Raw genomic sequence first — 26,908 nt, forward strand, 5'->3', positions numbered from 1 at the left:
CTCAAGGAGATCCACTCAACCATTCAGGTGATTTCCAACAGAGCCTTTGCCCGCATACAGGTCCTGCCGAAATCCTGCAGTGAATGCAGGATCATAGGCATGTTCAGCATTGGCTAGAAACTGCTCGGCACTTGCCCGCCACGTAAATCGCAGGGCAACATCCCGGCAATGATCCCGCGAAACCTCCAGTGCTTCCAGCGCTGCCGACTGAAGATCATTCTTCAGCACACCTGCCCCACTGTTGCCAATCACATCAATCGGCCCCATCACAGGAAAGGCCGCCACCGGCGTCCCGCAAGCAAGCGCTTCCAGCAGCACATTGCCAAACGTGTCGGTCTGGCTCGGAAACACAAATACATCCGAGTTTGCATAATACTCAATCAGCTCATCACCGACGACAGGCCCGGTAAACAACACCTCCGGATAAGCAACCTTGAGCTCCTCCAGCTGCGGGCCTCCGCCAACAACCACTTTGGTTCCCGGCAAAGAAAGCTGCAAAAACGCCTCGATATTCTTCTCAACCGCCACACGTCCCACATATAAAAATCGCGGCCCCGGCAGGTAATCCAGCAGGTTGGTTCGTATCGGCCGGAACCGCTGATGATCCACCCCGCGAGACCATCGCAGCAGATTGTCAAACCCACGCATGCGCAAGTCCGCTTCCAAAGTGCTCGTCGCAACCATGCACCCTTGTCCGCTGTTGTGAAAACGGCGCAGCCAGGAATAGCTGAAGGACAGCGGCACCGGATAACGCGCCTGTAGATACTCAGGAAAGCGAGTGTGATAGCTGGTGGTGAAGACACGCCCATCCCGCTTCGCCACCTGCCGCGCCATAAGTCCTAACGGCCCCTCGGTCGCGATGTGCAGATGATCACAGTCGTACTTCTCAATAAACCCACGCACGATATGCGGCAGTGTCAGGCTCAGCCGGATCTCACCGTAAGATGGCATCGGAATGCTATGGAACGATTGCGGCGTCAGGAACTCAACCCGAATACCCATAGAGCGCAGTTCAACTGAAAGTCGCTCCAGCGTCCGCACAACGCCGTTGATCTGAGGCTTCCATGCATCGGTGACAATCAGGATCGAGCTCATGCCGCCACCCGTCCGTCAGAACTCTCGCTCGTAGTCTCACTCTCGCCCCGTTTGCCATCGCCCCAATGAATAACCTCAAACGTTCCATCAAAGTTCTCAGCAACGGCAGTGCAGCTCTCCACCCAATCACCAATATTGATGTAATGGATGCCGTTGGTCTCATGATCAGCCGCATGATGGATATGACCGCAGATCACCCCATCCACCTTCTGACGCTGTGCCTCTGAAACCAGCGTTTCCTCAAACTTGCCAATGAAATTGACGGCGTTCTTTACCTTCAGCTTCGCCCATGCAGAAAGGCTCCAGTAGGTCAGCCCCAGCTTACGACGGCAATAATTCAGCACTGTATTGAGATTGAGCGCACTCACATAAGCCCAGTCGCCAAAGAAGGCCAGCCACTTTGCATGGCGCACCACCACATCAAACTGGTCACCGTGAATGACAAGGTACCTCTTGCCATTGGCTCCTTCATGAATGACCTGATCAACAACCTCAACACCCCCAAAATGAATGCCGAAGAAGTCCCGCAGGAACTCATCATGATTGCCGGGGATGTAAACGATCCGTGCCCCTTTGCGACCTTTGCGCAAGAGCTTCTGCACCACATCATTATGCAGCTGAGGCCAATACCAGGACCGCTTCAGCCGCCAGCCATCAATAATGTCGCCGACAAGATAAACCGTGTCAGCGTCGTTTTGCTTCAAAAAGTCCAGTAAGAGATCAGCTTGACATCCGCGTGTGCCCAGATGCACATCAGACAAAAACAAGCTTCTATATTTTTTACTAGTAGAATCCCCGGTCACCACGAAGCCTCCGGAATAAGAAAACCTTCTTTCCTTTAAATTGATTCACAAGAAACAAATATGACAGGATACATATACTAAAACCTGTCAGTTTCTTGCTTGAATCTCAAGTAACATTACTCCCCGTTTATTAGAGTGGAGCAAAGCAAGCGCCTGCAATTCAAGTGAATATTCTATTTGCTTGCTAAGCTTGATCCTGACTGGCTCAAACCTTTCTGAGAATGTAGGCTACCCTTCACAATTCACCGATTCATTAGGATGTTGAAATGCACTTGGGTATTGAGGGGCGCAAAGCCATTGTCTGCGCATCCAGCCGTGGGCTGGGTTTGGGAACAGCAAAAGCACTGGCAGAGGCTGGGTGTGATCTCGTAATCAACGGACGCAACGAGCAACGACTCGACCAAATCGCGAGCGAACTGGCAGCACAACACAGCATCTCAGTCATTCCCGTGGCAGCAGATATCTCCTCACCAGAAGGCCAGCAAGCCGTTCTCAAAGCGTGCCCAAACCCGGACATCCTCGTCAACAACAACGGCGGTCCACCACGCAAAGACTTCAAAGAGCTGGACCGTCAGGCGATTCAGGATGGCGTCATCCAGAACATGATCACCCCGATCGAACTGATCAAGGCAGTCATTGATGGCATGGCAGAGCGCCGTTTTGGCCGCATCGTCAACATAACCTCCATGTCTGTGAAGATGCCAATTGAAGGGCTGGACCTGTCCAGTGGTGCCCGTGCAGGTCTTACTGCATTCCTGGCAGGCGTCTGCCGCCAATACGCCCAGCACAATGTCACCATCAACAATGTGCTGCCCGGCAAGTTCGACACCGACCGCCTGAAAGGTGGCTTCGAGCGTCAGGCAGAGCAGACCGGCATCTCCATCGAAGAAGCCAAACGGCTATCTTCAGAAGAGATCCCAGCAAGGCGTCTCGGCAATCCGGAAGAATTCGGCAAAGCCTGCGCCTTCATGTGCTCAGCCCATGCTGGATACATCACAGGCCAGAACCTCTTGCTCGACGGCGGCCTCTACCCAAGCGCTTTTTAAAATCGAAAAGCCTCCCCGCAGTCACCCTGCAGGGAGGCAAATCAATTTAGCTTTTGCGGCGTCTTAGAACTTCAAACGTGCACCAAAGCTGATGATGTCAACATTGGTGTCATTGACCGGCCCTTGAATGGTAATGCCCTCATAGAACGGGTGGTCCGGATTGATGTTGATGTTTGAGCTTTCTGGAAAGATATGCGAGTAGCCAAAATCAACTTCCAGCCAGTCCTCGTAGAAGTAACTCACCCCGGCACTCAGCCAGAACCGGTTTGAATCAGGCAGTCGTGGTGTCCGGTTCGCTTCGTCGATTGGAGACCACTCATAAGCCAGCCCAAACCGACCAGTGATGTTCTGAGTGAAATCATACTCCGTACCAAGCGAGATGAAGTAGCCGTCGTTGTATTGGAACGGTAACTCGGAAACCACCTGATCCTGCAGATTGAACACCGGGAAGGTGCTAAACCGTGACCAATGCGTCCATTCAAACGTACCCATCCCGCGCCAGCGCTCATTCAACACCTGCTGGAAGGAAACTGTCACAGTCTCTGGCATAATGATGTTGGAACGAATTGGAGTTGGCGTGCCACCACCGACCACAAGCCGCCCCTTAAGGTTGTGCTCAATGGGCGAGCGATACCCAATACCAAGCTGAGTGCCTTCCCACGGCTTAAAAAGAGCTCCAAGGGTTGCCCCAAATCCGAGATTGTAGTCTTCGCCTCGCAGTTCCGCAGTTGGTGAATTCGCAGCAATTGGCGGAACACCCGTCGCAGACTTCAGCCTCACTTGCAAATATTGAAGCTGCCACCCAACCCCAACAGAGAATTTTTCGGTGACTTCATAAGCCGCCATCGGCGTAACATTGACAGAAAGCACACGGGAAGACCGCGCATAGACCTGCCCCGCCCATTCAATTTGAGGTTTGGTTTCAAAGCCATAAGGTGCATTGGAACTGACGCCAAGAGTAAGGCGGTCATTAATCTTCCAAGTGCCATATCCTGCTGGCACCCAGGCATCCACGCCAATGTCACCTGAGGAATATGGCACGCCGGTTACAGGAATGCCCAGTGCATCAATCGTCGCCGTATCCAGATCAATCGTTGCACGTGGGAACACAAATGTCTGCGAAGTTTCCACCTGCACCCCATCATGACCAGTCATGGTCGCCGGGTTCCAGTACATACTGGAGAGGCTTTTAGAGACAGTTGCATTTCCCGCAAAGGAGAGCCCCTGATACCACGCAGATTGCTCACGAACAGCAAAAGCACCGGCAAATGCATCAGACGCAATCAGCAAGGAAGAAAGGCTAGCGATCGTAATGGGTAAATATCTGGACATGCACGGTACTTTCTGTTCTCAAGAAAACATTCAAGCAGTGCCATGATCAACCTACGAGTTACTTATTGATTCGGCTCTCTTCCTCATGATTGAAAATATTAAAGAGTAATTGCACTGGCATATTTAAAGGTATGAGGCGTCGACTTCATAAAACAACAATGCCCAGCTCACTTACAATCACTTGGGTATTCGCATTTCAGGCAGGTACACTGAAACATTTTCTGTGACAAAACGTCCGCATAACAAAAGGCCCTCCAAATGGAGGGCCCTTCAAACGCGATTTGATCTGCCAGTTAACTTCTTGCAGAGATGTTTTTGCCCAGTGAAAGAGCGCTCCACCCCGCCAGAAGCTCCTGCGCTTCTATGTAACTCTCATAAATCTTACGAGCTGTTTTGTCTTTCTGGGTATAGATATCCAGCACCTCAACACTGGTTTCCTTCAATGCTGCAAGAACCTCTTCCGGGAATTCGCGAATCTCTACCCCATGCTCTTCCTGCAGCACCTTAAGGCTCGCTGCATTCTGCGCATTGGCCTCAGAAAGCGCCAAGTCAGCTTCCACACGGCAAGCCTCTTCAACCACCGCCTGAAGCTCAGCTGGCAAACCTTCCAAAGCAACCGCATTCACAATTGCCTCACCGGTGCCGTTTGGCTTATTAAAGCCCGGACCGTAGTAGTATTTGACCAGTTTATGGAAGCCCAGCGCACTGTCTGTCCATGGACCGAGAAACTCTACACCATCCACCACACGCGTTTGCAGACTGGTGAAAATCTCGGAAGCTGGAATGTTGACCGGAGTAACACCAAGCTTGCGCATGATTTCACCACCAAGACCTACCATGCGCAGTTTGCGCCCTTTCAGGTCATCCAGCGTCTCAACAGGCTCACGATACCAGCCCGCCATGGTTGGGCCAGCATTACCAGCCATAAACGGCTTCACACCAAATGGCGCATAAAGCTCATCCCAAAGTTCCTGTCCACCCATCTGGTCCACCCAGGCAGTGTGCTCCTGAGGCAGCAGACCGAAAGGAACAGTCGTAAAAAACACCGAACCCGGCATCTTGCCAGCCCAGTACAAAGCAACTGAATGACCCATCTGTGCAGTGCCGCTTGAAACAGCGTCAAACACCTCAAAAGCAGGAACCAGCTCACCTGCAGCAAACAGGCGCACACGCATCCGACCATTACTCATAATGTTGATGCGATCACAAATGCGTTGCGCAGACATGCCAGGGCCCGGCAGGTTCTTGGGCCAGCTGGTCACCATGCGCCATTCGATCACCGGATCAGCATCCTGAGCCAGTGCAGGTGCAGCAAGTGCAGCGCTACCGGCAACCGCCCCAGCAGTTAGCCCCAGCGCCTGACGGCGGGTCAGATTGTTTTCTTTGTTCTTGGTCATTATCTCCGCCTTTTATTCAGACCAGAATTCATGGAAATGGTGCACAGGCCCATGTCCCTCGCCTACGTCAAGCGTATCCGCAGCTTTAATCGCCTGACTAATATATTCTTTCGCTTCACCAATGGCATCTTGCAGCTCCAACCCCTTGGCCAGTTCCGCCGCAATCGCAGAGGACAAGGTACAGCCAGTCCCATGTGTATTCTGCGTTTTATGTCTTGGCGCCGTATACCACCTCTCCACATCACAGGAGAGGAAGAGATCATCACAGGTATCATCAGATCCGTGTCCGCCTTTCAGCAGAACCCCGTTAGCACCCATGTCCAGCAGCAGTAACGCTTGTCTGTGCATGTCTTCACGGGATTCAGCTACCGGCTGGTCCAGCAAAAAGGCCGCTTCCTGCATATTCGGCGTAATCAACGCCGCCATGGGAAACAGCTTCTGCTTCAGGACCGAAACGGCGGTGTTTTGCAACAAAACATCACCAGAAGTTGCAACCATCACCGGATCAAGAATGACGCGCTTAACATTATATTCCGCCAGCTTTGTGGCAATAACAGCGATAATCTCTGGCTGTGAAAGCATGCCGATTTTCACGGCATCCACCTTCAGGTCAGAAAAAACAGCATCCATCTGCTCCGCCACAAATGCTGGCGGCACATCATGAATACCTGTCACACCTTTGGTATTTTGGGCCGTCAGTGCAGTGATGACACTGGCCCCATAGACACCGCGAGCCGAAAAGGCCTTCAGGTCTGCTTGAATTCCGGCACCACCACCGGAATCCGACCCTGCAATTGTGACTGCAATCGCACTCATTAGGCCAATACCCCACCTTTATTATTCATTGTTTCGAGCTTGAGACGCTCGTTGAACTGGTCAGCCTTCAAGCCATAAAGGGTATCGATGAAAGCTGGAGTGAAGCTTCCCGGTCCGTTCGCCTGCTCTGCGGCAATCTCGCCGCATACACCATAGACAGCAAGCGCAGCAAGCACGGCAAGTTCCTTATCTGGCTCGGTAGCGGCGAAACCAGCCAGCACACCGCCCAGCGCACAGCCAATGCCAGTCACCTTGTCCATATAAGCATGTCCATTGCCCACGGTGTAGGTTGTCTCCCGGCCAAACACAGCGTCTTCAATACCGGTGCGCACAATCAGTGTGTTCTCGGTGACAGCTCCACTCAGCCCAGCGCTCTCAGTCATGTTTGTTTTAAGGATCGAAACATTCTCTTTCAGAATATCTTTCGCAAACTCCATGCGAATGTCTGAGCGATCTACTTTAACCGGGTCCAGAACCACGGGCATAGATTTTTTGGCAGCCCCTTCAAGCCCAAGCCGAATACCATGCCGCCGCTTTCCATCCAGCGTACCAAGATTGAGGAGCAACCCGTCAACACTCTCGATGAATGCAGGAATTTCATCATGGGCCGCTGTCATGGAGGGCACGATGTTACAAGCCAACATGATGTTCGCGGTAAGGCTCTGCGCAACAGAGTTCGTCAGACAATGAACCCGAACGCCACGCTCACGCACGCTCTCAAAGACTTCCCAGAGATTTTCAGTTGTGTAGGACATTTGTTTTCGCTCCCCTATAGATTACGGCGGGAACGATTACCTTGGTACTCATCCCAATTCCCTCCGCCGGCACAATCCGGATCAGGTTCTAGGAGTTGGCTTGGCGCCTCTCAGCCCGTCAGTCACTTCCGAGCACCCCCATTGGTTAGAATTTTTTGCTAGCAAACAAGAGAGCGAACTGCAAGCGGAAACGAGAGGCAGCGACAAAAGGCAACTGGGGGTAGATTTCGCTTAAAAAACGCAAAAGCTTGCAAAAAAACGCAGCTTCAACGCAAAATGCTCACAAAACAACGCAAACTCATATTAGAGCGCATCCCTGAAAGACAAATCAGCCTTTCGGGACAGAAGGATAGCAGATTTATGATTCCGTTCTTTGTACAGATCAAATGCCAGCTCGGAAAAACCTATCAGGTTGCCAACGCCATCGCAGACGCGGAAGTCGCCTCCGAGATCTACTCCACCTCCGGGGATTTCGACCTGCTGGCCAAATTCTACATTGATGATAACGAAGACATCGGACACTTCGTTGCAAACAAGGTTCAGGTCTTCGAAGGCATCCAGGATACCAGAACCATCATCACCTTCAAAGCGTTCTGATACCTACGAAAACAGGCGGGACACCAGCCCGCCTGCATAATCTCTTTTCAAGCTTTACGTTCTTGATAGCTTAACTCTGAGCGTCCTGAATAACGCTCCAGACAGCAACCGGCGTCGCGGGCATATCTATATGCTCAACACCTGCATTCTTGCGCAGCGCATACTGCACGGCATTCATCACCGCCGGCGCCGCTCCAATAGAACCAGCCTCACCAGCCCCTTTGATGCCCATCGCATTTGTCGTGGAAGGAACATTGCTCGTCGAGAAGTCGAAATTCGGCAAATCATCAGCACGTGCAACATGATAGTCCATGAAGGACGCTGACAGCAGCTGCCCGGTTTCATCATAAACCGTGTTCTCACAAAGCGCCTGCGAAATCGCCTGCCCCGCACCACCATGCACCTGACCAGCCAAAAGCATCGGATTCACCGTCACGCCAAAATCATCCACGATCACATAACTGACCACGTCCGCCTTGCCCGTTTCCGGATCAATCTCCACCTCACACACATGCGTGCCATTGGGATAAGTACATTCATCCTGCATGACTTTTTCCGCTGCACTCAAGGTATCCGGTTGCGAACCAGCCACATCAACAAGGCTGACTTGTTGGTCGGTACCAACCACGCGCACCTGCCCGTCTTCCAACGTCAGATCCCCAACACCAACCTCAAGCTTCTCACTGGCGATCTCTTTGATCTTCTTAACCAGCGTTTCAGAAGCCGCCTTCACAGATGGCATACCAATCGGAATGGACCGCGATCCGCCGGTACCACCACCAGTCGCAACACGATCCGTATCTCCCTGCACCATCTCAACCTGATCAAGCTGCAAACCAAGATGTTCTGCAATGACTTGGCCATATGCAGTTGCGTGACCTTGACCGTTGCTCTGCGTTCCAATCAGCAAAGTAACGCTGCCGTTCGTGTTAAGCTCAAGCTTAGCTTCCTCCCCGCCGGCAAAGGCACACGCCTCCACATAGGTCGATAGCCCAACACCGCGGTACAAACCTTTTGCCTTGCTCTCCGCTTCACGCTCCGCAAACGTCGAATAATGAATCTCGTCCAGCGCCTTGGTCAGGTGAGCCCCAAAGGAACCCGTATCATACATGCGGCCAAGCGCTGTTGTATAAGGTAGCGCCTCATCGGGGATAAAGCTCTTACGACGAAATTCTGCCGGATCCATACCCATCTCATGCGCAGCTTTGTCTGCCAGTCGTTCCATCAGATAAAGCGCTTCCGGACGCCCTGCCCCACGAAACGCATCCACCGGCACTGTATTGGTATAAACGCCTGTCGCTTCCACCCACGTTGCGGGGATATCGTAAAGACCGGGGGTCATGGTGATGCCGATCTGCGGAATGCCTGGGCCAAATTCGTGCAGATAAGCACCCATGTTTGCAAGCACATGCACTTTGAGGCCGATCATCTTACCGGTCTCATCAAGCGCAAGCTCAGCCGTGGATACATTATCCCGGCCATGCGCATCAGACATGAAGTGCTCAGTACGCTCCTGAAGCCATTTCACGGGATGACCAAGACGTTTTGCAGCAATCAGGCAAAGCGGGTATTCAAGATAGGTGAACATCTTGGTTCCAAAACCACCACCCACATCAGGTGTCACAACGCGGATATCTTTAGGGTCGACGTTGAGTATGTTCTTGGCAATCAGATCACGCATCCCATGACCGCCCTGCGTTCCAGTGGTCAGCGTATACCTGCCGCTCTCACCATCAAACTCGCCAATACAAGCTCGCGGCTCAATCGCATTGGACACCAGACGGTTGTTGATCACCTTGATCTTGGTAACATGATGCGCATTCTGGAAGGCCTCTTCCATCGCCTCCTTGTTACCCATGCCAATGTGAAAGGCCTCATTAGACCCATGCTCAGGCCACACAAGCGGAGCGCCGTCTTCTAAAGCTGCTTCAGTTCCGATTGCCGGATCAACATCCTCGTAGTCAACCTCAATCGCCTCCATCGCAGCCCGCGCTTGCTCCACCGTATCGGCAACAACAAACGCAAGAGCATCACCAACAAACCGGGCTGTATCAGAGCAAAGAACTTCACGATGAGGCACCCAGTGCTTCGTCCCATCCAGCTGCCGAAGCACGGCTTTACATGGGATAGAGTTCGTTCCTTCAATATCCGCAGCAGTCAAAATAAGCTGCACACCATCCATGGCCCGTGCATCATCCACTCCTTCTAAAGTGAACTTCGCAAACGCGAGAGGAGACCGCAAAACAACGGCATGTGCTGCACCAGCCACCTTCAGGTCATCCGTGTAACGACCCTTGCCAGAAATAAAGGCAGCATCTTCTTTTCGGCGAACGGGAGCACCAATTCCAAATTTCGGTGTAGCAACCTGATTCATGAAAACCTCAAAAATCTGGAGAGCGACCCAACACCGCACCTCCCAATACAGCTTTTTACGTATCAGCAGAGAACGTACAGTGCTTTTCTCAGGCTGCAAGTGTTTTCTGGTTCACCACAGAGGTGTATTTTCCAGAGTTACTTAAGGTCATTATCGCATTATTTAGAGCAAATTACGGAAGGGTACTTAGAGCTCTAAGTTGTCGGCAGCTTCGTGCTTGCTGTCGAAACTCTCAAGCTAAAATTTGTTTTAGAATTTGACCAAACCGCAAACATTAGGTTATTTAAGCCATACACCCATCTGATCTTTGTTACGTTGTCCGCCCCCTGGCGCACACCATTTTGCACCAGACATCGGGTCTGGTCGTTTTGATCGTATCAAGGCAGCTTCGAAAGCAGTTACATGCCTGTTCCTTCAGCAGAGCCTGAAGGCAGCTCATCATCTGCTGCGTTAAAAACAAGGTTTTCCGCAAAATGGCAAAGCCTGTCTAATAACACACGCGGCATCTGCTGGGCCCTTCTGGCAACATTCCTTATGGCCGTCATGAGCACCATCATCAAGCTGCTCGGCGACCGTTTACACGTTACTCAAATCCTTATGCTGCGCCAGTTTTTCATGCTGGTGATCTCAGCACCGATCATTATCAAAGGATTTCCGGGTTCGCTCAAAACACAAGCTCCACTGCTTCACCTGGGCCGCATCCTGCTTGCGTCCTCTGCAATGTATTTCGGCTTCACCGCAGTCATTCACCTGCCGCTTGCTGAAAGCACAGTGATTGGTTTTGCACGCACGTTTTTCATCACGATCTTCGCAGTATTCTTCCTGAAAGAAGTTATCGGCATTCACCGAATTTCAGCGACTATCCTTGGCTTCATCGGGGTGATGGTCATCGTCCAGCCCGGCACCGGCGCGGAAATGAGCATCTACAGCTTCATGGCGATCCTGGCCTCAGCCTGTGCCGCACTGGTAGGCATCATCCTGCGCAAGGTCACTCAGGTTGATCAGCCCATCACGATCTTGACCTTTCAAGCCACTTTTGTGGGTCTGATCATGGCCCCCTTCGGCATCTATTATTGGGTATCAATCAACCTAAATGATGCGATCCTGCTGCTCTTGCTGGCAGGTGTTAGCTGGAGTGCTCAGATGAGCAACATTCAGGCCCTCAAGTTTGGTGAGGCCTCTGTGATTGCGCCGTTTGATTATATCCGCCTTGTCTACGCGGCAATCATTTCTGTCGTAATCTTCGGCATCTGGCCGCTCTGGACCACTTATCTCGGCGGCGCAATTATCGTCGCAGCTTCCCTTTACACCCTGCACCGCGAGACTGTGCTGGGCAAGAAAGTGGCAACTGGAACAGCGCCCACGAAAACGCACTAGAGCAAACGCTAAGCTCAAGCAAAAAGCCCTCGCAAATGCGAGGGCTTTTCTTTTTTCAAGAAGTAGCTATCAACTGGCATTTTCAGTGCTGCGCGTCTTGGCAGCCTCTTCCTCAACCAGCTCTTTCTTGGAGAGCTTACCAACCATGGTCTTTGGCAGCTCTTCCCGAAACTCAATCGCCTTCGGCATCTCAATCTTGGAGATGTGCCCCTTTAGGAAGTCTTTCAACTCCTCTGCAGTAGCACTCTGACCATCCTTCAGCTTCACAAATGCCTTCGGTGCCTGACCGCGATACCCGTCTGGAATAGCAATCACGATAACCTCAGCAACGGACGGATGCTGATAAAGTGCCTCCTCGATCACACGCGGGTAAACGTTGTAGCCAGAACAGATGATGAGGTCCTTGATGCGATCAACAAGGAAAATGAAGCCCTCATCATCCATGTAACCCACATCACCAGTGTGCAACACACGGCCACCTTCCAAAGTCTTGGCGGTCTCATCAGGACGGTTCCAGTAACCCTTCATGACCTGCGGGCCGACGATGCAAAGCTCACCTTTTTCGCCTTGTGCAACGATCTTCTCAGGCTCATCCAGATCACGAAACTCAACAGTCGTTCCCGGCATCACAACACCGATAGAACCGTCTTTGCCAGTTCCGTCCATCGGGTTAGCTGAGGCAACCGGAGAGCTCTCTGTCAGACCGTAGCCTTCCACCAGAACGCAGCCTGTCAGGGCTTCAAACTTTTGCTTCACTTCAACAGGCAGCGGCGCTCCACCTGACATACAATAGCGGATTGATGTCAGGTCATAGTTCTTCGTCAACTCACTGTTGTTGATCGCGGTGTAAAGCGTTGGCACAGCAGCAAACAAGGTTGGCTTCTTCTTCGCAGCCAGATCAAGCAGTTCTTTCAGATCAAACCGCGGCATAAGCAGCATCTCAGCAGCGCCTAAAATGGAAAGGTTCTGCAGAACAGTCATCGCAAACACATGGAAGAATGGCAGCACACAAAGTGTCTTCTCGTAGCCGCGCTTCAAGCCACCGTAATGGCTTTCCAGCATCTCCATGTTTGACGTGATGTTGTAATGCGTCAGCATCGCACCCTTAGGCACACCAGTCGTACCACCGGTATACTGCAGGATCGCCACATCTTCCTTCGGCTCAATCTCAACCGGAGTAATGCCTTTAGACTTTGCAAGAAAATCTTTGAAGCGGATGTGAGCTTTATCAGCTGGAATGTTGGAAACATCCTTCCGCTTGAACAGCTGGAACAACAGCTTCTTAGGCTGAGGCAGAATGTCAGCCATCGGACATACAATGATGTTGTCCAGAGCACCTTCTTGACGAACAGCTTCCACACGATCATAGATCACAGAAAGATCCATGGTCACCATGATGCGTGCGCCAGAATCCCGCGCCTGGAACGCGATTTCGCGCTCAACATAAAGCGGGTTGAAGTTGACGACGACACCGCCAATTTTCATGATCGCAAAATAGAAAATGGTGTAGTACGGCGTGTTAGGCAGACAAAGGCCGATCTTGTCGCCCTTCTTCACACCCATCGCCTGCAGGGCACCTGCAGCACGCTCAACGAAATCTCCCAATTCGCCGTAGCTTGTTGATTTGCCCATGAAGTAGATAGCCGGACGGTGCGCATAATTTTTGACCGTATCATCCAGATAGCTATCGATAGTACGAATTGGAAATTCCACTTGTCCCTCACGACCTGTCGCCATGCGCAGATCTCCTCCCCGAATTATTATAGTTCTTCAGACGAAGTTGACAGGAAACCGAAGCTGAGCGCCAAGGTTCATGTGCGCAACATATCAGAAAAACCTTATATCATCATGCTTTGCGTGGAATTTGCGGTAGGTTTACCATTGCGTCAACCCAGACATACGGTTGACCTTCAATGCGACACATTACTCAATTCCACTGATTTTTTCTCGAGAACCCAAGAGATATCAAAGCTCTGCTCTATTGAATGAGCTGAAAACTCGACACATCAAAAAGCCCAAAATCAGTAATTTTAAGGTGGGGAATAACCGGAAGAGGCAAGAATGCGACCTGCAAAAACGGCTCTGGTAGAACACAATTGAGCGATTTTGCAGCTTTGCGCAGCACTTCCAAACGCTCTTTGACCACCTCAAATCGCTCCAAACTCATCAATCCGGCAAGTGGCAGTTCCATCTCAGCCAGCACTTCTTCACCTTCAGCAACCACAAATCCACCGCGCAACGCAATGCATCGGTTCACAGCAATTGCCATGGCCTCTTCATCAGCGCCAACCACACAGATGTTGTGACTGTCATGTCCAACAGAGGAGGCAATCGCACCCGATGTCATTCCAAAACCGTTTACAAACCCTGTCGCAATATTCCCTGTCTTTCCATGACGCTCCACAACAGCCACTTTGATAGCATCCTGCCCCAAGTCGATCTGGGAATAATTATGCTCAACGGGCAAATCCCTCTTCAGATGCTCGGTGATAATCAGCCCCGGTTTCACACCAATCACTGATGTTTCGCGCTGCGCAGGCACACGGAAGCTTTCTGCATGCACTGGTTCAGCATGGCAACTATCCAGCAAACCTTCCGGCTCAATCAACTTGCGGCTGGCAAACAACTCATCCGAAACCACACGCCCAGCACTGATCACCTGATCCACATCACAGCTTTCCAAATCATTGAGCAACACAATATCCGCACGCCAACCCGGCGCGATCAATCCGCGATCTCGCAGACCAAATGCAGTGGCTGCTGACCAGCTTGCCGCACGGTAGACATCACGAGGTGCGCATCCATGAGCAATCAAGCGCTTGATGAGACAATCAAGATGTCCCTCCTCCGCAATATCAAGTGGATTCCGGTCATCCGTACAAAGCGCAACAAAACTGGCCCGTTCAGGCGTCAGGACAGGCGCTAAAGCATCCAGATCTTTAGAGACAGATCCTTCTCGGATCAGGATCGTCATGCCCTTAGAGATCTTCTCCAATGCTTCTTCTGCAGTGGTCGCTTCATGATCAGTCCGAATGCCCGCGGCAAGGTAGCCATTCAAGGCTTTGCCACGCACCAAAGGCGCATGACCATCAATATGCTCACCTTCAAACTCTGCAATCTTAGCCAAAGCATCCGGATCACCGGCCAACACACCGGGGAAGTTCATAAACTCCGCCAAACCAATAACGCTTGGATGGTCCTTGAACGGCAAAAGATCATCAATCTCCAATTGAGCACCAGCTGTCTCAAATTTGGTGGCAGGCACACAGGAAGACAGGTTCACCCGCAAATCCAGAATGGTCTCAACAGAGCTGTCGAGGAAGTACTTGATGCCAGCAGCACCGGTCACATTGGCAATCTCGTGCGGATCACAAATCGCAGTCGTCACACCGTGAGGCAGCACACAACGATCGAACTCAAACGGTGTCACCAACGATGATTCCACATGAAGATGGGTATCGATAAAGCCGGGCACGGCAATCTTGCCGCTGCAGTCGATCTCGTTCACACCGCTGTAGTTGTCATAAGTCCCAACAATCTTCTCGCCGGAGATCGCAATGTCGGTCTTCGTCAGACTGCCGTCGATCACATTGAACAGCTCAACATTCTTCAACACCAGATCGGCTGGCACATTGCCCTGCCCCTGATCGATGAGTGTTTTTAAACCGGCAACCTTTTGCTGACGAGATCCCATGCCATTTCCTCCCAGAGGAAGCATAGGGCATGCTTCCTCATTTATATTTCCCTTGGGGCAAGCCTAGCAAAAGATCGCAAGCTCCCCAATGCCGCCATTACAAATGCTTGTTGGAATTGTACAAATCATGACAGTCAGAAAGCAAAACCCACAGAAACTGCATTTTTTGGATGGCGACTTCCCCTTTCAGTACGCCGAACTGCCTAGTTTCTAGGCACATTCGTATTTTTGCTTGCATTTTGATGAAACCCGCATCAAACAGAGGTGCAATTTCATAAATGCAACCTTTGTATGAGTTTTGATGCAGATAAGAGCAGTCTAACTGCCAAGCTTGCGGCTCACGTCCGCGCCTCTCACAACTCTACAATCAAATTTAATTCAGTTGGCCTGCTGGCTTGCTCCTGCAAATTCTCCAACTGATACCGCATGCCAAGCAATTGAAGCCGGATATCCGATACCGGCTCACGACTAAGGGAACTCCATGGCGAACCGTCCAGCTCAATCTGACCCATTTGATCTCGTTGTTTTTGGAGGCACCGGCGATCTTGCACACCGCAAGCTGCTCCCAGCTCTCTATCATCGCGAACCAGTCGGTCATCTGGGCGAAGGCGCGCGCATTATCGCAGTTTCCCGCCGCGAGCTCAGCGATACAGAGTACCGGGACTGGGCCCGTACTGCCATTTGTGAGCACGTCGCTAAAGTAGATCAGGAAGCTCTCGAACGCTTCCTCGCTCGTATCCAATATGTGTCCGTTGACGTTGCTCAGAACACCGGGTGGGAAGCTCTGGAACAAAAGCTGGCAGGCCGCGAAGACGTTGTCCGAGCTTTCTATCTCTCTGTTTCTCCAGACTTCTTCGGTCCAATCTGTTCCGCCCTTGGCGAACACAACCTGGTAACAGAAACGTCCCGCGTCACCATCGAAAAGCCGATCGGCAAGAACGGCAGATCTGCTCACGAAGTTAACGAAACCATCGGTTCCGTGTTCAAAGAGCACCAGATTTTCCGTATCGATCACTACCTCGGCAAAGAGACCGTTCAGAACCTTATGGCTCTGCGCTTTGCCAACGTACTGTTTGAACCACTCTGGAACGCGGCTCACATCGACCACGTACAGATCACCGTGGCAGAAACACTTGGCGTTGAAAGCCGCGCTGGTTACTACGACACCGCAGGTGCCCTGCGCGACATGGTCCAGAACCACCTGCTTCAGCTGCTTTGCCTCGTTGCTATGGAACCACCTGAATCCATGGCACCAGACAGTGTGCGCGACGAGAAACTGAAAGTGCTCAAAGCCCTCCGTCCAATGAGCACCGAAATGGTCGAGCGCAACACAGTTCGCGGTCAGTACCGTGCCGGCGCATCTGCTGGTGGTGCTGTGAAGGGTTATCTGGAAGAGCTGGGTCGCAACGATTCCAACACTGAAACCTTCGTAGCTGCCAAAGTAGACATCGAAAACTGGCGTTGGGCCAACGTTCCGTTCTACCTGCGCACCGGCAAACGCCTTGCCGCTCGTGTATCTGAAATCACCATCCAATTCAAAGACCTGCCTCACTCCATCTTCCTGCCAGATGCTGGACGGATTGCCGCAAACAAGCTGGTTATCCGCCTGCAGCCAGATGAAGGCGTGAAAATGCAGGTGATGATTAAGGACCCGGGCCCAGGTTCCATGCGTTTGCGCGAAGTACCGCTGGACATGACCTTTGCTGAAGCCTTCAGCTCCCGTCATCCGGATGCTTATGAGCGCCTCATCATGGATATGATCCGCGGCAACCAGACCCTGTTCATGCGCCGTGACGAAGTCGAAGCGGCATGGACATGGATCGATCCGATCCTCGAGCAGTGGTCCCAAATCAAAGAAGCTCCAAAGCCTTATACCTCAGGCACATGGGGTCCATCTGCTTCCATCGCACTTATCGAGCGTGATGGCCGTACATGGCATGATGAAACATATTGATTAAACACCAGGTGCCGGTCCGCTGGCACCTGGTCACCCTTGCAAGTATTTCTCCCACTTGCGCCAATCCCCGAAGAAATCAAAATTGCCTACGGGCAGAGTTGTCAGAATAAAAATTAGGCTCAGAATTTAAATCGATTAAAACGACCCAAAACAGGGATTTCCTCCTCCCAGTCCCGCATCTGGTCATTCGGTTTGACTGATGAAAAGTCAAAGAACAAAAGGCAGAGCACAAGACATGGTTCACCCTCGCCTCAAAGAGATTACAGATCGCATAATCGAGCGTAGCGCTACGAGCAGACAAGACTATTTTCGTCGCATGAAAGCGCAACACACAAACGCACCACAACGCACAAACCTCGGTTGCACTAACCTGGCACATGGCTTCGCAGCCTGTCCGGCAGCTGATAAACAGCACCTCGCCACAGACAAGCAGCCAAACCTCGGCATCGTCACCGCCTACAACGATATGCTTTCCGCACACCAGCCATACGAGAGCTACCCGGAAATCATCCGCGAAACAGTCCGCAAAATTCAGGCGACAGCTCAGGTTGCTGGCGGCGTACCAGCCATGTGCGACGGCGTCACACAAGGTCTGCCAGCGATGGACCTGTCACTGTTTTCCCGTGACCTGATCGCCATGTCCGTTGCCGTTGGTCTGTCACATGGCATGTTTGACGCGGCAGTATTCCTCGGTGTGTGCGATAAGATTGTCCCGGGCCTGCTCATTGGAGCCTTGTCCTTCGGCCATCTGCCAGCAATTTTCCTGCCTGCTGGCCCAATGACCTCCGGCATTGCCAACGACGAGAAAGCCCGCATCCGCCAGCTGTTTGCAGAAAGCAAAGCAACCCGCGAAGAACTGCTTGCTTCTGAAAGCGCGTCCTACCACTCTCCTGGCACCTGCACGTTCTACGGCACCGCAAACTCCAATCAGATGCTGATGGAGATCATGGGCCTGCACATGCCGGGCAGCTCCTTTACCAACCCGCTCACACCCCTGCGCAAAGCATTGGTCGAAGAAGCAGTCACACAAGTCGTCGAACTCACCGCACAGCGCAGCACACCTACGCCGCTCTTTGAGGTCATCGACGAACGCGCAATCGTAAACGGTGTCGTGGGCTTGCACGCAACAGGCGGCTCCACCAACCACACCATGCACCTCGTCGCAATAGCAGCCGCCGCTGGCATCCAGCTCACATGGCAGGACATTTCAGACCTGTCCGAGCTCGTCCCGCTGCTCGCTCGCGTTTATCCAAACGGCAAAAGCGATGTAAACCACTTTGAAGCAGCAGGCGGAATGGGTTTCCTCATTCGCGAACTCCTGGATGCAGGTTTGCTGCACAAAGACGTCAAAACAGTCAACGGAACAGGCCTGGACGGTTACACCGTCAACGTCTTCCTTGATGACAAAGGCGGTGTCCTCCGCAAGCCAGCACCGGCTAAGGCATTGGATGAAACCATCCTTGCGCCGATGTCCGTTCCGTTCAACAAAGACGGTGGCCTAAAAGTCCTCACAGGCAACATCGGCTCTGCCATCATCAAAACCTCTGCTGTCGCACCTGATCGCCATATCATCGAAGCCCCAGCTCAGGTCTTCCATACGCAGGAAGATGTCGAAGCTGCCTTCAAAGCAGGCGCACTCAACAAAGATGTGATTGTCGTGCTCCGTTACGTTGGTCCGCAAGCCTGCGGCATGCCAGAAGCCCATAAACTGACACCACCTCTTAGCGTTGTGCAGAACCGAGGGTATAAAGTCGCACTTGTAACAGATGGCCGGATGTCTGGCGCCAGTGGCAAGATCCCAGCTGCAATTCATGTTACTCCCGAGGCGATGGATGGTGGACCAATTGCAAAGGTAAGGGACGGTGACTTGCTGCGCCTTGATGCAGTAAGCGGTACGCTGGAACTGCTTGTTCCTGCAGATGAGTTTGCGCAAAGAACTGCCGCATCTGCAGACCTACAAGCTTACCAGAGTGGAACCGGAAGAGAATTATTCGCAAGTTTCAGAGCAAACGTGAGCTCAGCCGATACCGGCGCTCGCCTCTTCAATCTGGAACAGACAAACAAAACCCAACGGAATGCTGACACAATCAGCGCAATGGAGACAGTGTAATGGCTCAAAATATCGAGCGCGTAGAAGCAATCATGACCGCCGCCCCGGTGATCGCAGTTCTCATTGTCGATGACCCCAAAAAAGCAGTTCCAATGGCACAGGCCCTCGTGGACGGTGGCATCCCGGGCATCGAGATCACACTGCGCACTCCAAACGCTCTGGACTGCATCAAAGCAGTCGCTGACAACGTGGAAGGCGCTCTGGTTGGTGCTGGTACCGTTCTCACCCATCAGCAGTACGAAGCCTCCGTCAAAGCAGGGTCAACATTCGTCGTTTCTCCGGGCGCAACAGACAACCTCATCGCAGCTGCTGAAGATTTCCAGCAAACTCCTTTACTTCCGGGCACGTGCACTCCGTCTGAAGTGATGAAAATGCTGGAAGCAGGCTATGAGCGTCTCAAGTTCTTCCCGGCTGTTCCAGCCGGCGGCACTCCGATGTTGAAAGGTCTGTCTTCCCCTCTGGCTGCGGCTAAATTCTGCCCAACTGGTGGTATCAACCTTGGCAACGCACGTGATTTCCTTGCTCTGCCTAACGTCCTTTGCGTTGGTGGGTCCTGGATCGCAGACGCAAAAGCAATTGAATCCGAAGACTGGGCAGGCATTGAAAAGCGGGCTCGCGAAGCAGCTGCATTGACTGTTTAATCGCAAACCATCACGATTGATTGCATTGAATTTCTTACCCGGGGCCTTACATCAAGGACCTGTCATGCTCCTAAAAAGCATGAACATATTTCCGCGTAAGAAGACGCATAAAAACAAAACTTTAGAGCAGTTTGCACGTCCCGAAAAACGAGCAAGCTGCTTTACGGTAAATTGGCAAGGCGCGACACTCGCTGCCAGCCAGAAGCTATTACAAGAATAAATGGAGGCCTCGATGCCGACAGCTAATCCAAAAGATATCTTTAAACGCCTTGATGAACACGCTCAGGCCATTCATTCCACTAAGATTACCGATCTCTTCGCTGCAGATCCTTCTCGTTTTGATAAGTTTTCCCGCTCTTCTGACGACCTGCTCTACGATTTCTCCAAGAACAAGCTGACTGAAGAAACCCTGGAGCTCCTGCTCGAACTCGCACGCGCTGCCAATGTTGAAGCAAAACGCGATGCCATGTTCGCAGGTAAGCACATTAACACCACTGAAGACCGCGCCGTGCTGCACACCGCCCTGCGCAACCAGTCCGAGAACCCGGTATTGGTGGACGGCAAAGACGTTATGCCTGACATCAACGAAGTGCTCGTCAATATGGGCGACTTCGCAGAAGGTATCCGCTCTGGCGAAATCACAGGCCATTCCGGCGAGAAAATCACAGACGTGGTCAACATCGGCATTGGTGGCTCTGACCTTGGTCCGGTGATGACAACTCTGGCTCTGGCCCCATATCATGATGGTCCGAACCTGCATTACGTCTCCAACGTAGACGGCGCACACATTGCCGACACTTTGGAAAACCTGAATCCGGCGAAGACACTCTTCATCATCGCCAGCAAGACTTTCACCACTATTGAGACCATGACCAACGCGGCAACAGCACGTCGTTGGATCGCTAAACACAACGGCGAAGAAGCCGTCGGAGCACACTTTGCAGCTGTCTCCACCGCACTGGAAAAGGTCGCGGCCTTTGGCATCTCGCAAGAGCGTGTCTTTGGTTTCTGGGACTGGGTCGGTGGACGCTACTCCATCTGGTCCGCGATCGGCCTCCCACTCATGATCGCTATTGGTCCGGATGCATTCTCCGATTTCCTCGGCGGCGCCCATGCAATGGACAATCATTTCCGCATCACCCCGATTGAAGACAACATCCCGTTCCTGATGGGCCTCGTCGGTGTCTGGCATCGCAACGTATTGGGTTACGACACCCGCGCAGTTCTGCCATATGATCAGCGCCTCGCCCGCTTCCCTGCCTACCTGCAGCAGCTGGATATGGAATCCAACGGCAAAAGCGTCACCAAAGATGGCACAGCAGTTGAAACTCAGACCGGCCCAATCGTCTGGGGTGAGCCTGGCACCAATGGCCAGCATGCGTTCTACCAGCTCATCCATCAGGGCACGAGCATCATTCCTTGCGAGTTTCTGGTTGCTGCCAACAGCCACGAAGAAGACCTGCAAACCCATCACAATCTCCTTCTGGCAAACTGCCTTGCCCAGAGTGAAGCCCTGCTCCGTGGCCGTTTTCTGGAAGAGGTTGAAGACAAATTTCGTAAAGATGGAAAATCTGAAGAAGAGATTGCCAAACTAGCTCCACAAAAGGTCTTCCCGGGTAACCGGCCTTCAACCACCCTCATCTATGATCGTCTTGATCCATTCACACTGGGTAGATTGATCGCGTCTTATGAACATCGCGTCTTCGTTGAAGGAGCGATTTGGAACATCAACTCCTACGACCAGTGGGGTGTTGAACTTGGAAAAGAACTTGCGACACAGCTGTTGCCAATGGTTGAAGGCAGCCAATCTGCAGCAAACAAAGACAGTTCGACCCAAGGCTTGTTAAAATACCTAAAGAAGGCGAGGAGCCTCTAATTTTTAACAAACTTTAACCATGTTCTTTTTGTTAGCTCAGCCTCACAAAGTTAGAGCTGCCAGGAGGTATCGGGGTCCGGTCAAATTGGGATTGGCAGCAAAAGGAGACTGGAAAAAATGAAAAAAATTGCTCTTGCTGGTGTAAGTGTTGCTTTGCTTGCCCTTGCTGGCTGTAACACATCCTCAAGCACAGACCGTACTCTCATCGGCGGTGGCCTTGGTGCTGCGACTGGTGCAGCCATCGGTGCTGCCACAGGCGGCGGTGTGGGGTCTGCTGTCGCTGGTGCAGCAATCGGCGGTGTAGCTGGTGGCATTGTTGGCAATGTGACAACTCCGAAAAACTGTACTGCCTATGATCAGTACGGTCGCCCTTACCGCGTAAAGTGCCCATAAGCCTCGCAAAAAGATTTGGTTATACCATTCCAAAGGCCCTGCAATTGCGGGGCCTTTTTGCGTTACATACCTACAAGTCTCAAAAGACAAACAGCTTCAACTTAACCACCTTGCCATCTCGTCAGCCGCATTCATTCATCTGCAACGGGTCAAGCACTACCTTGGGTTTCAAACAATCAGACCATGGGTAGGATCGTGAGAAAAAGAATAATCCTAACAGCCACCCTGCTCACACTCGGTGCTTGCAGTGAGTATAACCGAACAGACCGCGTCCTTGTTGGCGGTGGTCTTGGTGCAGCCACAGGCGCTGCCATTGGGGCTGCAACAGGTGATGTTGGAGCCGCCTTTGCTGGTGCTGGTATCGGTGCAGTTGCAGGCGGTTTAATCGGAGCAGCCACCACCCCGCGCCGCTGTGTCGGCTACGACACCTATGGTCGCCCTTACTACTACCGTTGCTGACAGCAATCCTCTCTACAGATCAGCCATAAAGTCCGGTGCAGTCATGTCCAGCTTGAAGCTGCGCGGGCTTTTGGCACCCGCACTCTGCTGCACCATCTTCTTGTAGATGATCTTATGCGCAGCCGCCAAAGCCATCTTGGCGTATTTCATCGCACCAACACTATGCCGGTTGCCAGAGATCCCTGCCCTACGCAGCAAACCATTGGCATAGATGATCGCATAAAAATCCCTGATCTCAGTGGTGAAGTGCTCAGTAGTCACCGAGATGTTCACCTCATCATGGTTCTCAACTCGATGTGGGTTGTTGAGCGGCCAGTGCGCCATCTCACCTGGGCTCAGCGTCACCTTTGTAGCGAACTCATCATACCAGGGCTCAAAGCAGATCTCTTCTTCGGTTGTTCCAAGGAAGATACCTTCCAGCTGCTCATCAGAAAGAAACGGCGCGGTATTCTCATAAATATAAACGTCCTTATGGCCCTTCACCTGCCATAAGGATTGTCCGGGTACATCTGCATGATAGTACACTTGGGCACCGGGGGAAGAAATCAACATCCCGGTCTTGTGCTTAAAGGTCTCAAAGCCCGGAACCTTCACCTCAAGCTCATCAAATATCTTCGATGTGACCTGCTTGAAGCCTTCATCCCAGTCCTGAAGTGCACGAAGAGAAAGCCAGAAACGTCCTTCTTCTACAGCACGAAGCACATCCTCGCCTTTGGCGCCTTCAATACTGCCTTGTAGCCACTGGGACTTCTTGGTGCCAATCGCACCGGGACGAACAAAATCATAGTGCTCAGAGGGAGTGGTCTCAATCAACCGCGCTAGGTTTTCTGGCAGAAACACAGGCAGCTCATGCAGGCGGTTATTCAGCAGGAGCGTGTGCTTGCCGAACACCTCTTTGTAGTGCTCTTTCCATTCAACAATCAAATCATGCTGAAGAACCAATTCCAAATCATGATACATGACGCCGCCTAACCCGAAAAATACTAGTAAATTTTGACCAGTATATCGAAACCGCACCTGCAAACTCATTAACGCCGCAGTAAACCGGTGACAGGGTAAACAGAACCTTTACCAACGCAAAACGGGAGCCAGTGGCTCCCGCTTCCAATCTCTAAGTCCGCTTGGACTTTCAGGCTGCTTCAGTTTCCTGAACCAGAGCAGCTTCCGGAGCTACGTAAGTGTAGCCAAGGTTCTCAGCAACTTCAGCAACAGTAACCTGACCCTTATAAACGTTCAGACCCGGCAGGAAGCCCGGGATGTCGCGAAGAGCAGCTGCGTAGCCTTTGTCAGCCAGCGCCAGAACGTAAGGCAAGGTTGCGTTGTTCAGCGCGTAAGTGGAGGTGCGAGCCACAGCGCCCGGCATGTTTGCCACGCAGTAGTGAACCACTTCATCCACGATGTAGGTTGGATCCTGGTGAGTTGTTGCACGGGAGGTTTCAAAACAACCACCCTGGTCGATAGCGACGTCAACCACAACAGAACCCGGCTTCATCGCCTTGATGTGCTCTTTGGTCACCAGTTTCGGTGCAGCTGCACCAGCCACCAGAACAGCACCAACAACCAGATCAGCAGCCAGAACTTCTTTCTCAAGCGCGGCACGGTTGGAGAACACTGTCTTCAAACGGGAACCGAAACGAGCAGAAAGAGCGTCGAGAACATCAACGTTTCTGTCCAGAACAGTAACATCTGAGCCAAGGCCGATTGCCATTTCAATTGCGTGGGCACCAACAACACCACCGCCAATCACAACGGTTTTCGCAGGAGCAACACCCGGTACGCCGCCGAGTAGAACGCCAGCGCCGCCATTGGCTTTCTGCAGTGCAGTTGCACCAGCCTGAATGGAAAGACGACCAGCAACCTGAGACATAGGCGCCAGCAGTGGAAGGCGACCTTTCTCATCCGTTACTGTTTCATAAGCGATGCAAACCGCGCCAGAGGCGACAAGGTCTGCAGTCTGCTCTGGATCCGGAGCCAGGTGCAGGTAGGTGAACAGCAGGTGGTCAGGGCGGAGCATCTTGCGCTCAACAGCCTGAGGTTCTTTCACCTTCACAATCATTTCTGCTTTCGCGAAGACGTCTGCAGCAGTCGGCAGGATGGATGCGCCAGCTGCAATATAGTCAGCATCGCTCGCACCAATGCCAACACCGGCATTGGTTTCAACAACCACGTCGTGGCCATGAGCAACAACTTCACGCACGCTGTCTGGCGTCAGACCAACGCGATATTCGTGATTTTTTATTTCCTTAGGAACACCAACAAGCATCACAATCTCCCAATCAGCTTCGGCTTTGTGTTTCTACATAGCTTATGGAAATCTCAACTGCAGATGCTTGCAATGTGCGCACGACACGGTACATTTTAGCAACCATCTACGAATAAACATCGTTCAGACACAATAATCTGCGAAAACGGCAAAGCTATGAAACTCGACAAGCTTGATAAAAAGATCCTCCGCGCGCTGCAGGACAATGGCCGTATCTCCAATTCTGATCTTGCAGATCATGTGGGTCTGTCCGCCTCTGCCTGTTTGCGCCGTGTCCGGACGCTGGAGTCTGAAGGCGTTATCGAGAAGTACGTCGCACTGCTCAATCCAAAGAAACTGGGCAAGCGCATGAGCGTCTTTGTCGAGATCTCACTCGGCTCTCAGTCAGAAGAAGCCCTTTCAACATTCGAGAAAGCCGTTGATCGTTCCACCGAAATTATGGAGTGCCACCTCATGGGCGGCGATGCGGATTACATCCTGCGTGTGATGGCCGATGATCCGGTTGATTTTGAGCGCATCCACCGTGACCACCTCACCCGCCTTCCCGGCGTTGTGCGCATGCGCTCCTCCTTCGCGATCCGCTCCACCAAACAAGGCAGCGCTCTGCCAATTTCAGAGAGCTAATTCACCTCGGAAACCTTGCGGTTTTCTCACAGGCATACTCGACGCTTCTGCCAAACCTCTCTATAACAACGCTCAATTGTATATTGCTGCAGCTCTCCCGGGCTGCATGAGTATGGAGCACGACTTTGACCCCAATTATCACTTGCTTGCTGGACGGTCGCTACGAGCTGGCCGAAGGTCTCCTCTGGGATGAGCTGACAAAACACCTGTTCTTCTGTGACATCCTCGGAAAACAGATCCATGCAATGCATTGGGATAGCAAAGAAGTCACCACATGGGACTTCCCGAAAGTCGTTGGCTCCTTCGGCCTTTGTAAAGACGGTCGCCTCATCGTGGCGATGAAAGACGAAATCATCCTGTTCGATACAGGAACCAAAATGTACGAGGTCATCGCAAAGATTGAGCCGGATAATCCACGCACCCGTCTGAACGACGGTAAGGTCGGACCTGACGGCGCATTCTGGGTGGGTACCATGGATGACATCAGTCCAAGAACCCCTATCGCCAGCCTCTATCGCGTCACGCCAGACGGCAACGTCACGCAGATCGCCACGGAAATCAGAACCTCCAACGGCTTGGCATGGTCTCCGGACAACAAGACCATGTACCACTCTGACACCGGCTCCGGTGAAGTCTTCGCCTATGATTTCGACCGCGACTTCGGTGCTGTCACCAACCAGCGCAAGTTCCTGCAGCTGGACAACACAGTGGGCAGACCTGACGGCGCAACAACAGACACCGATGGCAACTACTGGTCCGCAGGCGTCTCAGCGGGCAACGTCAACTGCTTTGATCCGGATGGACAGCTGCTGCAGTCCATCGCCATGCCAGTCCCACGCCCGACCATCCCGTGCTTTGCAGGTCCAAACCTGGGCACACTGGTCGTGGCAAGCCTGCGCCCGCATGGAGATGAGGAGCTTCTCAAGGAGTTCCCAAAATCAGGCGGTCTATTCGCAATGGATGTGGAGCACAAAGGTCTGCCAGCCTGCCGCTTTGGCTAAGCTCTGCCCTGCGTCTTGAAAAACAAACAGATTTAGCACCGCTGGCTCATGTCCGGCGGTGTTGTCGTTTGGGCCCCGGAGTGCGGGGTGAGCAAGGCGAGCAGGCAGTGCCTGCGCATTATGAGTAAATTAGTTTCTTCGGCATTGGCTGCTCGCCTCGCCCGGGCGTTTTTGTATGAAACAAGGTCTCCACCGAAAGGCATTGGGAGCAGGCACCATCAGCAACAAACACACCAGCCAGAGGCAAATGTGAGTATCAGTGATAGCTAAACGCCTGCCAGTGTAGACGCCCATCGGG

22 protein-coding genes and 1 riboswitch are annotated in these 26,908 nt (G+C 52.3%); of the genes, 11 read left to right on the top strand and 11 right to left on the bottom strand.

The genetic code is table 11. The features are described from left to right. Positions 1–15: 15 nt before the first annotated feature. Complete coding sequence (locus PsW74_RS26345; RefSeq protein ID WP_063289636.1) at positions 16–1,095, bottom strand: glycosyltransferase family 1 protein; 1,080 nt, start codon at positions 1,093–1,095, stop codon at positions 16–18. Further along, positions 1,092–1,862 (bottom strand): UDP-2,3-diacylglucosamine diphosphatase, encoded by a 771-nt coding sequence (locus PsW74_RS26350; RefSeq protein ID WP_208988179.1) that lies wholly within the window; start codon positions 1,860–1,862, stop codon positions 1,092–1,094. Before PsW74_RS26350 ends, PsW74_RS26345 begins: the two co-directional genes overlap by 4 nt. 302 nt (positions 1,863–2,164) lie before the next feature. On the opposite strand from PsW74_RS26350, the gene PsW74_RS26355 reads away from it, so the two are divergent. Continuing rightward, positions 2,165–2,944 carry an SDR family oxidoreductase gene (locus PsW74_RS26355; RefSeq protein ID WP_063289638.1) on the top strand — a complete coding sequence of 260 codons (780 nt, stop codon included), beginning with the start codon at positions 2,165–2,167 and terminating at the stop codon, positions 2,942–2,944. A gap of 63 nt (positions 2,945–3,007) precedes the next feature. Here PsW74_RS26355 and PsW74_RS26360 read toward each other — a convergent pair whose 3' ends face one another. The 4 genes from PsW74_RS26360 to PsW74_RS26375 form a co-directional block, all read right to left on the bottom strand. After that, positions 3,008–4,276: an OmpP1/FadL family transporter gene (locus tag PsW74_RS26360; protein ID WP_063289639.1), complete on the bottom strand. Its 1,269-nt coding sequence runs from the start codon at positions 4,274–4,276 to the stop codon at positions 3,008–3,010. A gap of 293 nt (positions 4,277–4,569) precedes the next feature. Further along, complete coding sequence (locus tag PsW74_RS26365) at positions 4,570–5,673, bottom strand: TRAP transporter substrate-binding protein (protein WP_063289640.1); 1,104 nt, start codon at positions 5,671–5,673, stop codon at positions 4,570–4,572. Between the two features lie 12 nt (positions 5,674–5,685). Beyond that, the gene (gene thiD, locus PsW74_RS26370) at positions 5,686–6,489 is read right to left on the bottom strand and encodes a bifunctional hydroxymethylpyrimidine kinase/phosphomethylpyrimidine kinase (protein ID WP_063289641.1); all 804 of its coding nucleotides are present in this window, start codon (positions 6,487–6,489) and stop codon (positions 5,686–5,688) included. After that, the gene (locus PsW74_RS26375; protein WP_063289642.1) at positions 6,489–7,244 is read right to left on the bottom strand and encodes a hydroxyethylthiazole kinase; all 756 of its coding nucleotides are present in this window, start codon (positions 7,242–7,244) and stop codon (positions 6,489–6,491) included. Before PsW74_RS26375 ends, thiD begins: the two co-directional genes overlap by 1 nt. A gap of 41 nt (positions 7,245–7,285) precedes the next feature. Next, positions 7,286–7,394: riboswitch (TPP riboswitch) on the bottom strand. 210 nt (positions 7,395–7,604) lie between these two features. On the opposite strand from PsW74_RS26375, the gene PsW74_RS26380 reads away from it, so the two are divergent. Continuing rightward, complete coding sequence (locus PsW74_RS26380; protein WP_057462693.1) at positions 7,605–7,841, top strand: Lrp/AsnC ligand binding domain-containing protein; 237 nt, start codon at positions 7,605–7,607, stop codon at positions 7,839–7,841. Between the two features lie 70 nt (positions 7,842–7,911). On the opposite strand, the gene PsW74_RS26385 is transcribed toward PsW74_RS26380, so the two are convergent. Beyond that, a complete protein-coding gene (locus tag PsW74_RS26385; protein WP_063289706.1) occupies positions 7,912–10,215 on the bottom strand; it encodes a xanthine dehydrogenase family protein molybdopterin-binding subunit in 2,304 nt (767 codons plus the stop codon). Between the two features lie 402 nt (positions 10,216–10,617). On the opposite strand from PsW74_RS26385, the gene PsW74_RS26390 reads away from it, so the two are divergent. Further along, positions 10,618–11,592 carry a DMT family transporter gene (locus tag PsW74_RS26390; protein WP_057462666.1) on the top strand — a complete coding sequence of 325 codons (975 nt, stop codon included), beginning with the start codon at positions 10,618–10,620 and terminating at the stop codon, positions 11,590–11,592. 69 nt (positions 11,593–11,661) lie between these two features. Here PsW74_RS26390 and PsW74_RS26395 read toward each other — a convergent pair whose 3' ends face one another. Continuing rightward, complete coding sequence (locus PsW74_RS26395) at positions 11,662–13,329, bottom strand: long-chain fatty acid--CoA ligase (RefSeq protein ID WP_063289643.1); 1,668 nt, start codon at positions 13,327–13,329, stop codon at positions 11,662–11,664. 241 nt (positions 13,330–13,570) lie between these two features. Further along, positions 13,571–15,286: an adenine deaminase gene (gene ade / locus PsW74_RS26400; protein WP_063289707.1), complete on the bottom strand. Its 1,716-nt coding sequence runs from the start codon at positions 15,284–15,286 to the stop codon at positions 13,571–13,573. Between the two features lie 481 nt (positions 15,287–15,767). On the opposite strand from ade, the gene zwf reads away from it, so the two are divergent. The 6 genes from zwf to PsW74_RS26430 all read left to right on the top strand — a co-directional run bounded on the left by zwf (position 15,768) and on the right by PsW74_RS26430 (position 22,722). After that, positions 15,768–17,240, top strand: a complete 1,473-nt coding sequence (gene zwf, locus PsW74_RS26405) for a glucose-6-phosphate dehydrogenase (RefSeq protein ID WP_063289644.1) — start codon at positions 15,768–15,770, stop codon at positions 17,238–17,240. A gap of 238 nt (positions 17,241–17,478) precedes the next feature. Next, positions 17,479–19,353: a phosphogluconate dehydratase gene (gene edd / locus PsW74_RS26410; protein WP_063289645.1), complete on the top strand. Its 1,875-nt coding sequence runs from the start codon at positions 17,479–17,481 to the stop codon at positions 19,351–19,353. Then, positions 19,353–19,994, top strand: coding sequence for a bifunctional 4-hydroxy-2-oxoglutarate aldolase/2-dehydro-3-deoxy-phosphogluconate aldolase (eda, locus tag PsW74_RS26415; RefSeq protein ID WP_063289646.1), 642 nt, complete (start codon positions 19,353–19,355; stop codon positions 19,992–19,994). The genes edd and eda overlap by 1 nt, the downstream gene beginning before the upstream one ends. Before the next feature lie 232 nt (positions 19,995–20,226). Then, positions 20,227–21,870: a glucose-6-phosphate isomerase gene (gene pgi / locus PsW74_RS26420; protein WP_063289708.1), complete on the top strand. Its 1,644-nt coding sequence runs from the start codon at positions 20,227–20,229 to the stop codon at positions 21,868–21,870. 117 nt (positions 21,871–21,987) lie between these two features. Continuing rightward, positions 21,988–22,263 carry a glycine zipper domain-containing protein gene (locus PsW74_RS26425; RefSeq protein ID WP_057460914.1) on the top strand — a complete coding sequence of 92 codons (276 nt, stop codon included), beginning with the start codon at positions 21,988–21,990 and terminating at the stop codon, positions 22,261–22,263. A gap of 195 nt (positions 22,264–22,458) precedes the next feature. Further along, the gene (locus tag PsW74_RS26430) at positions 22,459–22,722 is read left to right on the top strand and encodes a glycine zipper domain-containing protein (protein WP_063289709.1); all 264 of its coding nucleotides are present in this window, start codon (positions 22,459–22,461) and stop codon (positions 22,720–22,722) included. A 12-nt stretch (positions 22,723–22,734) separates the two neighbouring features. Here PsW74_RS26430 and PsW74_RS26435 read toward each other — a convergent pair whose 3' ends face one another. Together PsW74_RS26435 and ald are read right to left on the bottom strand one after the other, a co-directional pair. Beyond that, positions 22,735–23,682, bottom strand: coding sequence for a hypothetical protein (locus tag PsW74_RS26435; protein WP_063289647.1), 948 nt, complete (start codon positions 23,680–23,682; stop codon positions 22,735–22,737). 169 nt (positions 23,683–23,851) lie between these two features. After that, complete coding sequence (ald, locus tag PsW74_RS26440; RefSeq protein ID WP_057460912.1) at positions 23,852–24,985, bottom strand: alanine dehydrogenase; 1,134 nt, start codon at positions 24,983–24,985, stop codon at positions 23,852–23,854. 156 nt (positions 24,986–25,141) lie between these two features. Here ald and PsW74_RS26445 point away from each other — a divergent pair, with 156 nt between their 5' ends. Both PsW74_RS26445 and PsW74_RS26450 read left to right on the top strand, forming a co-directional pair. Then, positions 25,142–25,609, top strand: a complete 468-nt coding sequence (locus PsW74_RS26445; RefSeq protein WP_063289648.1) for an Lrp/AsnC family transcriptional regulator — start codon at positions 25,142–25,144, stop codon at positions 25,607–25,609. 125 nt (positions 25,610–25,734) lie between these two features. Beyond that, positions 25,735–26,610 (top strand): SMP-30/gluconolactonase/LRE family protein, encoded by an 876-nt coding sequence (locus PsW74_RS26450; RefSeq protein WP_063289649.1) that lies wholly within the window; start codon positions 25,735–25,737, stop codon positions 26,608–26,610. The last annotated feature ends 298 nt before the right edge of the window (positions 26,611–26,908 follow it).

Source organism: Pseudovibrio sp. W74 (genome assembly GCF_001623085.1).
Classification (GTDB): Bacteria; Pseudomonadota; Alphaproteobacteria; order Rhizobiales; family Stappiaceae; genus Pseudovibrio.

Coding starts and splice junctions, on each gene's coding strand:
- PsW74_RS26345 (WP_063289636.1), bottom strand. CDS start 1,095: ATGAGCTCGATCCTGATTGTCACCGATGCATGGAAGCCTCAGATCAAC.
- PsW74_RS26355 (WP_063289638.1), top strand. CDS start 2,165: ATGCACTTGGGTATTGAGGGGCGCAAAGCCATTGTCTGCGCATCCAGC.
- PsW74_RS26360 (WP_063289639.1), bottom strand. CDS start 4,276: ATGTCCAGATATTTACCCATTACGATCGCTAGCCTTTCTTCCTTGCTG.
- PsW74_RS26365 (WP_063289640.1), bottom strand. CDS start 5,673: ATGACCAAGAACAAAGAAAACAATCTGACCCGCCGTCAGGCGCTGGGG.
- thiD (WP_063289641.1), bottom strand. CDS start 6,489: ATGAGTGCGATTGCAGTCACAATTGCAGGGTCGGATTCCGGTGGTGGT.
- PsW74_RS26375 (WP_063289642.1), bottom strand. CDS start 7,244: ATGTCCTACACAACTGAAAATCTCTGGGAAGTCTTTGAGAGCGTGCGT.
- PsW74_RS26380 (WP_057462693.1), top strand. CDS start 7,605: ATGATTCCGTTCTTTGTACAGATCAAATGCCAGCTCGGAAAAACCTAT.
- PsW74_RS26385 (WP_063289706.1), bottom strand. CDS start 10,215: ATGAATCAGGTTGCTACACCGAAATTTGGAATTGGTGCTCCCGTTCGC.
- PsW74_RS26390 (WP_057462666.1), top strand. CDS start 10,618: ATGCCTGTTCCTTCAGCAGAGCCTGAAGGCAGCTCATCATCTGCTGCG.
- PsW74_RS26395 (WP_063289643.1), bottom strand. CDS start 13,329: ATGGCGACAGGTCGTGAGGGACAAGTGGAATTTCCAATTCGTACTATC.
- ade (WP_063289707.1), bottom strand. CDS start 15,286: ATGGGATCTCGTCAGCAAAAGGTTGCCGGTTTAAAAACACTCATCGAT.
- zwf (WP_063289644.1), top strand. CDS start 15,768: ATGGCGAACCGTCCAGCTCAATCTGACCCATTTGATCTCGTTGTTTTT.
- edd (WP_063289645.1), top strand. CDS start 17,479: ATGGTTCACCCTCGCCTCAAAGAGATTACAGATCGCATAATCGAGCGT.
- eda (WP_063289646.1), top strand. CDS start 19,353: ATGGCTCAAAATATCGAGCGCGTAGAAGCAATCATGACCGCCGCCCCG.
- pgi (WP_063289708.1), top strand. CDS start 20,227: ATGCCGACAGCTAATCCAAAAGATATCTTTAAACGCCTTGATGAACAC.
- PsW74_RS26425 (WP_057460914.1), top strand. CDS start 21,988: ATGAAAAAAATTGCTCTTGCTGGTGTAAGTGTTGCTTTGCTTGCCCTT.
- PsW74_RS26435 (WP_063289647.1), bottom strand. CDS start 23,682: ATGTATCATGATTTGGAATTGGTTCTTCAGCATGATTTGATTGTTGAA.
- ald (WP_057460912.1), bottom strand. CDS start 24,985: ATGCTTGTTGGTGTTCCTAAGGAAATAAAAAATCACGAATATCGCGTT.
- PsW74_RS26445 (WP_063289648.1), top strand. CDS start 25,142: ATGAAACTCGACAAGCTTGATAAAAAGATCCTCCGCGCGCTGCAGGAC.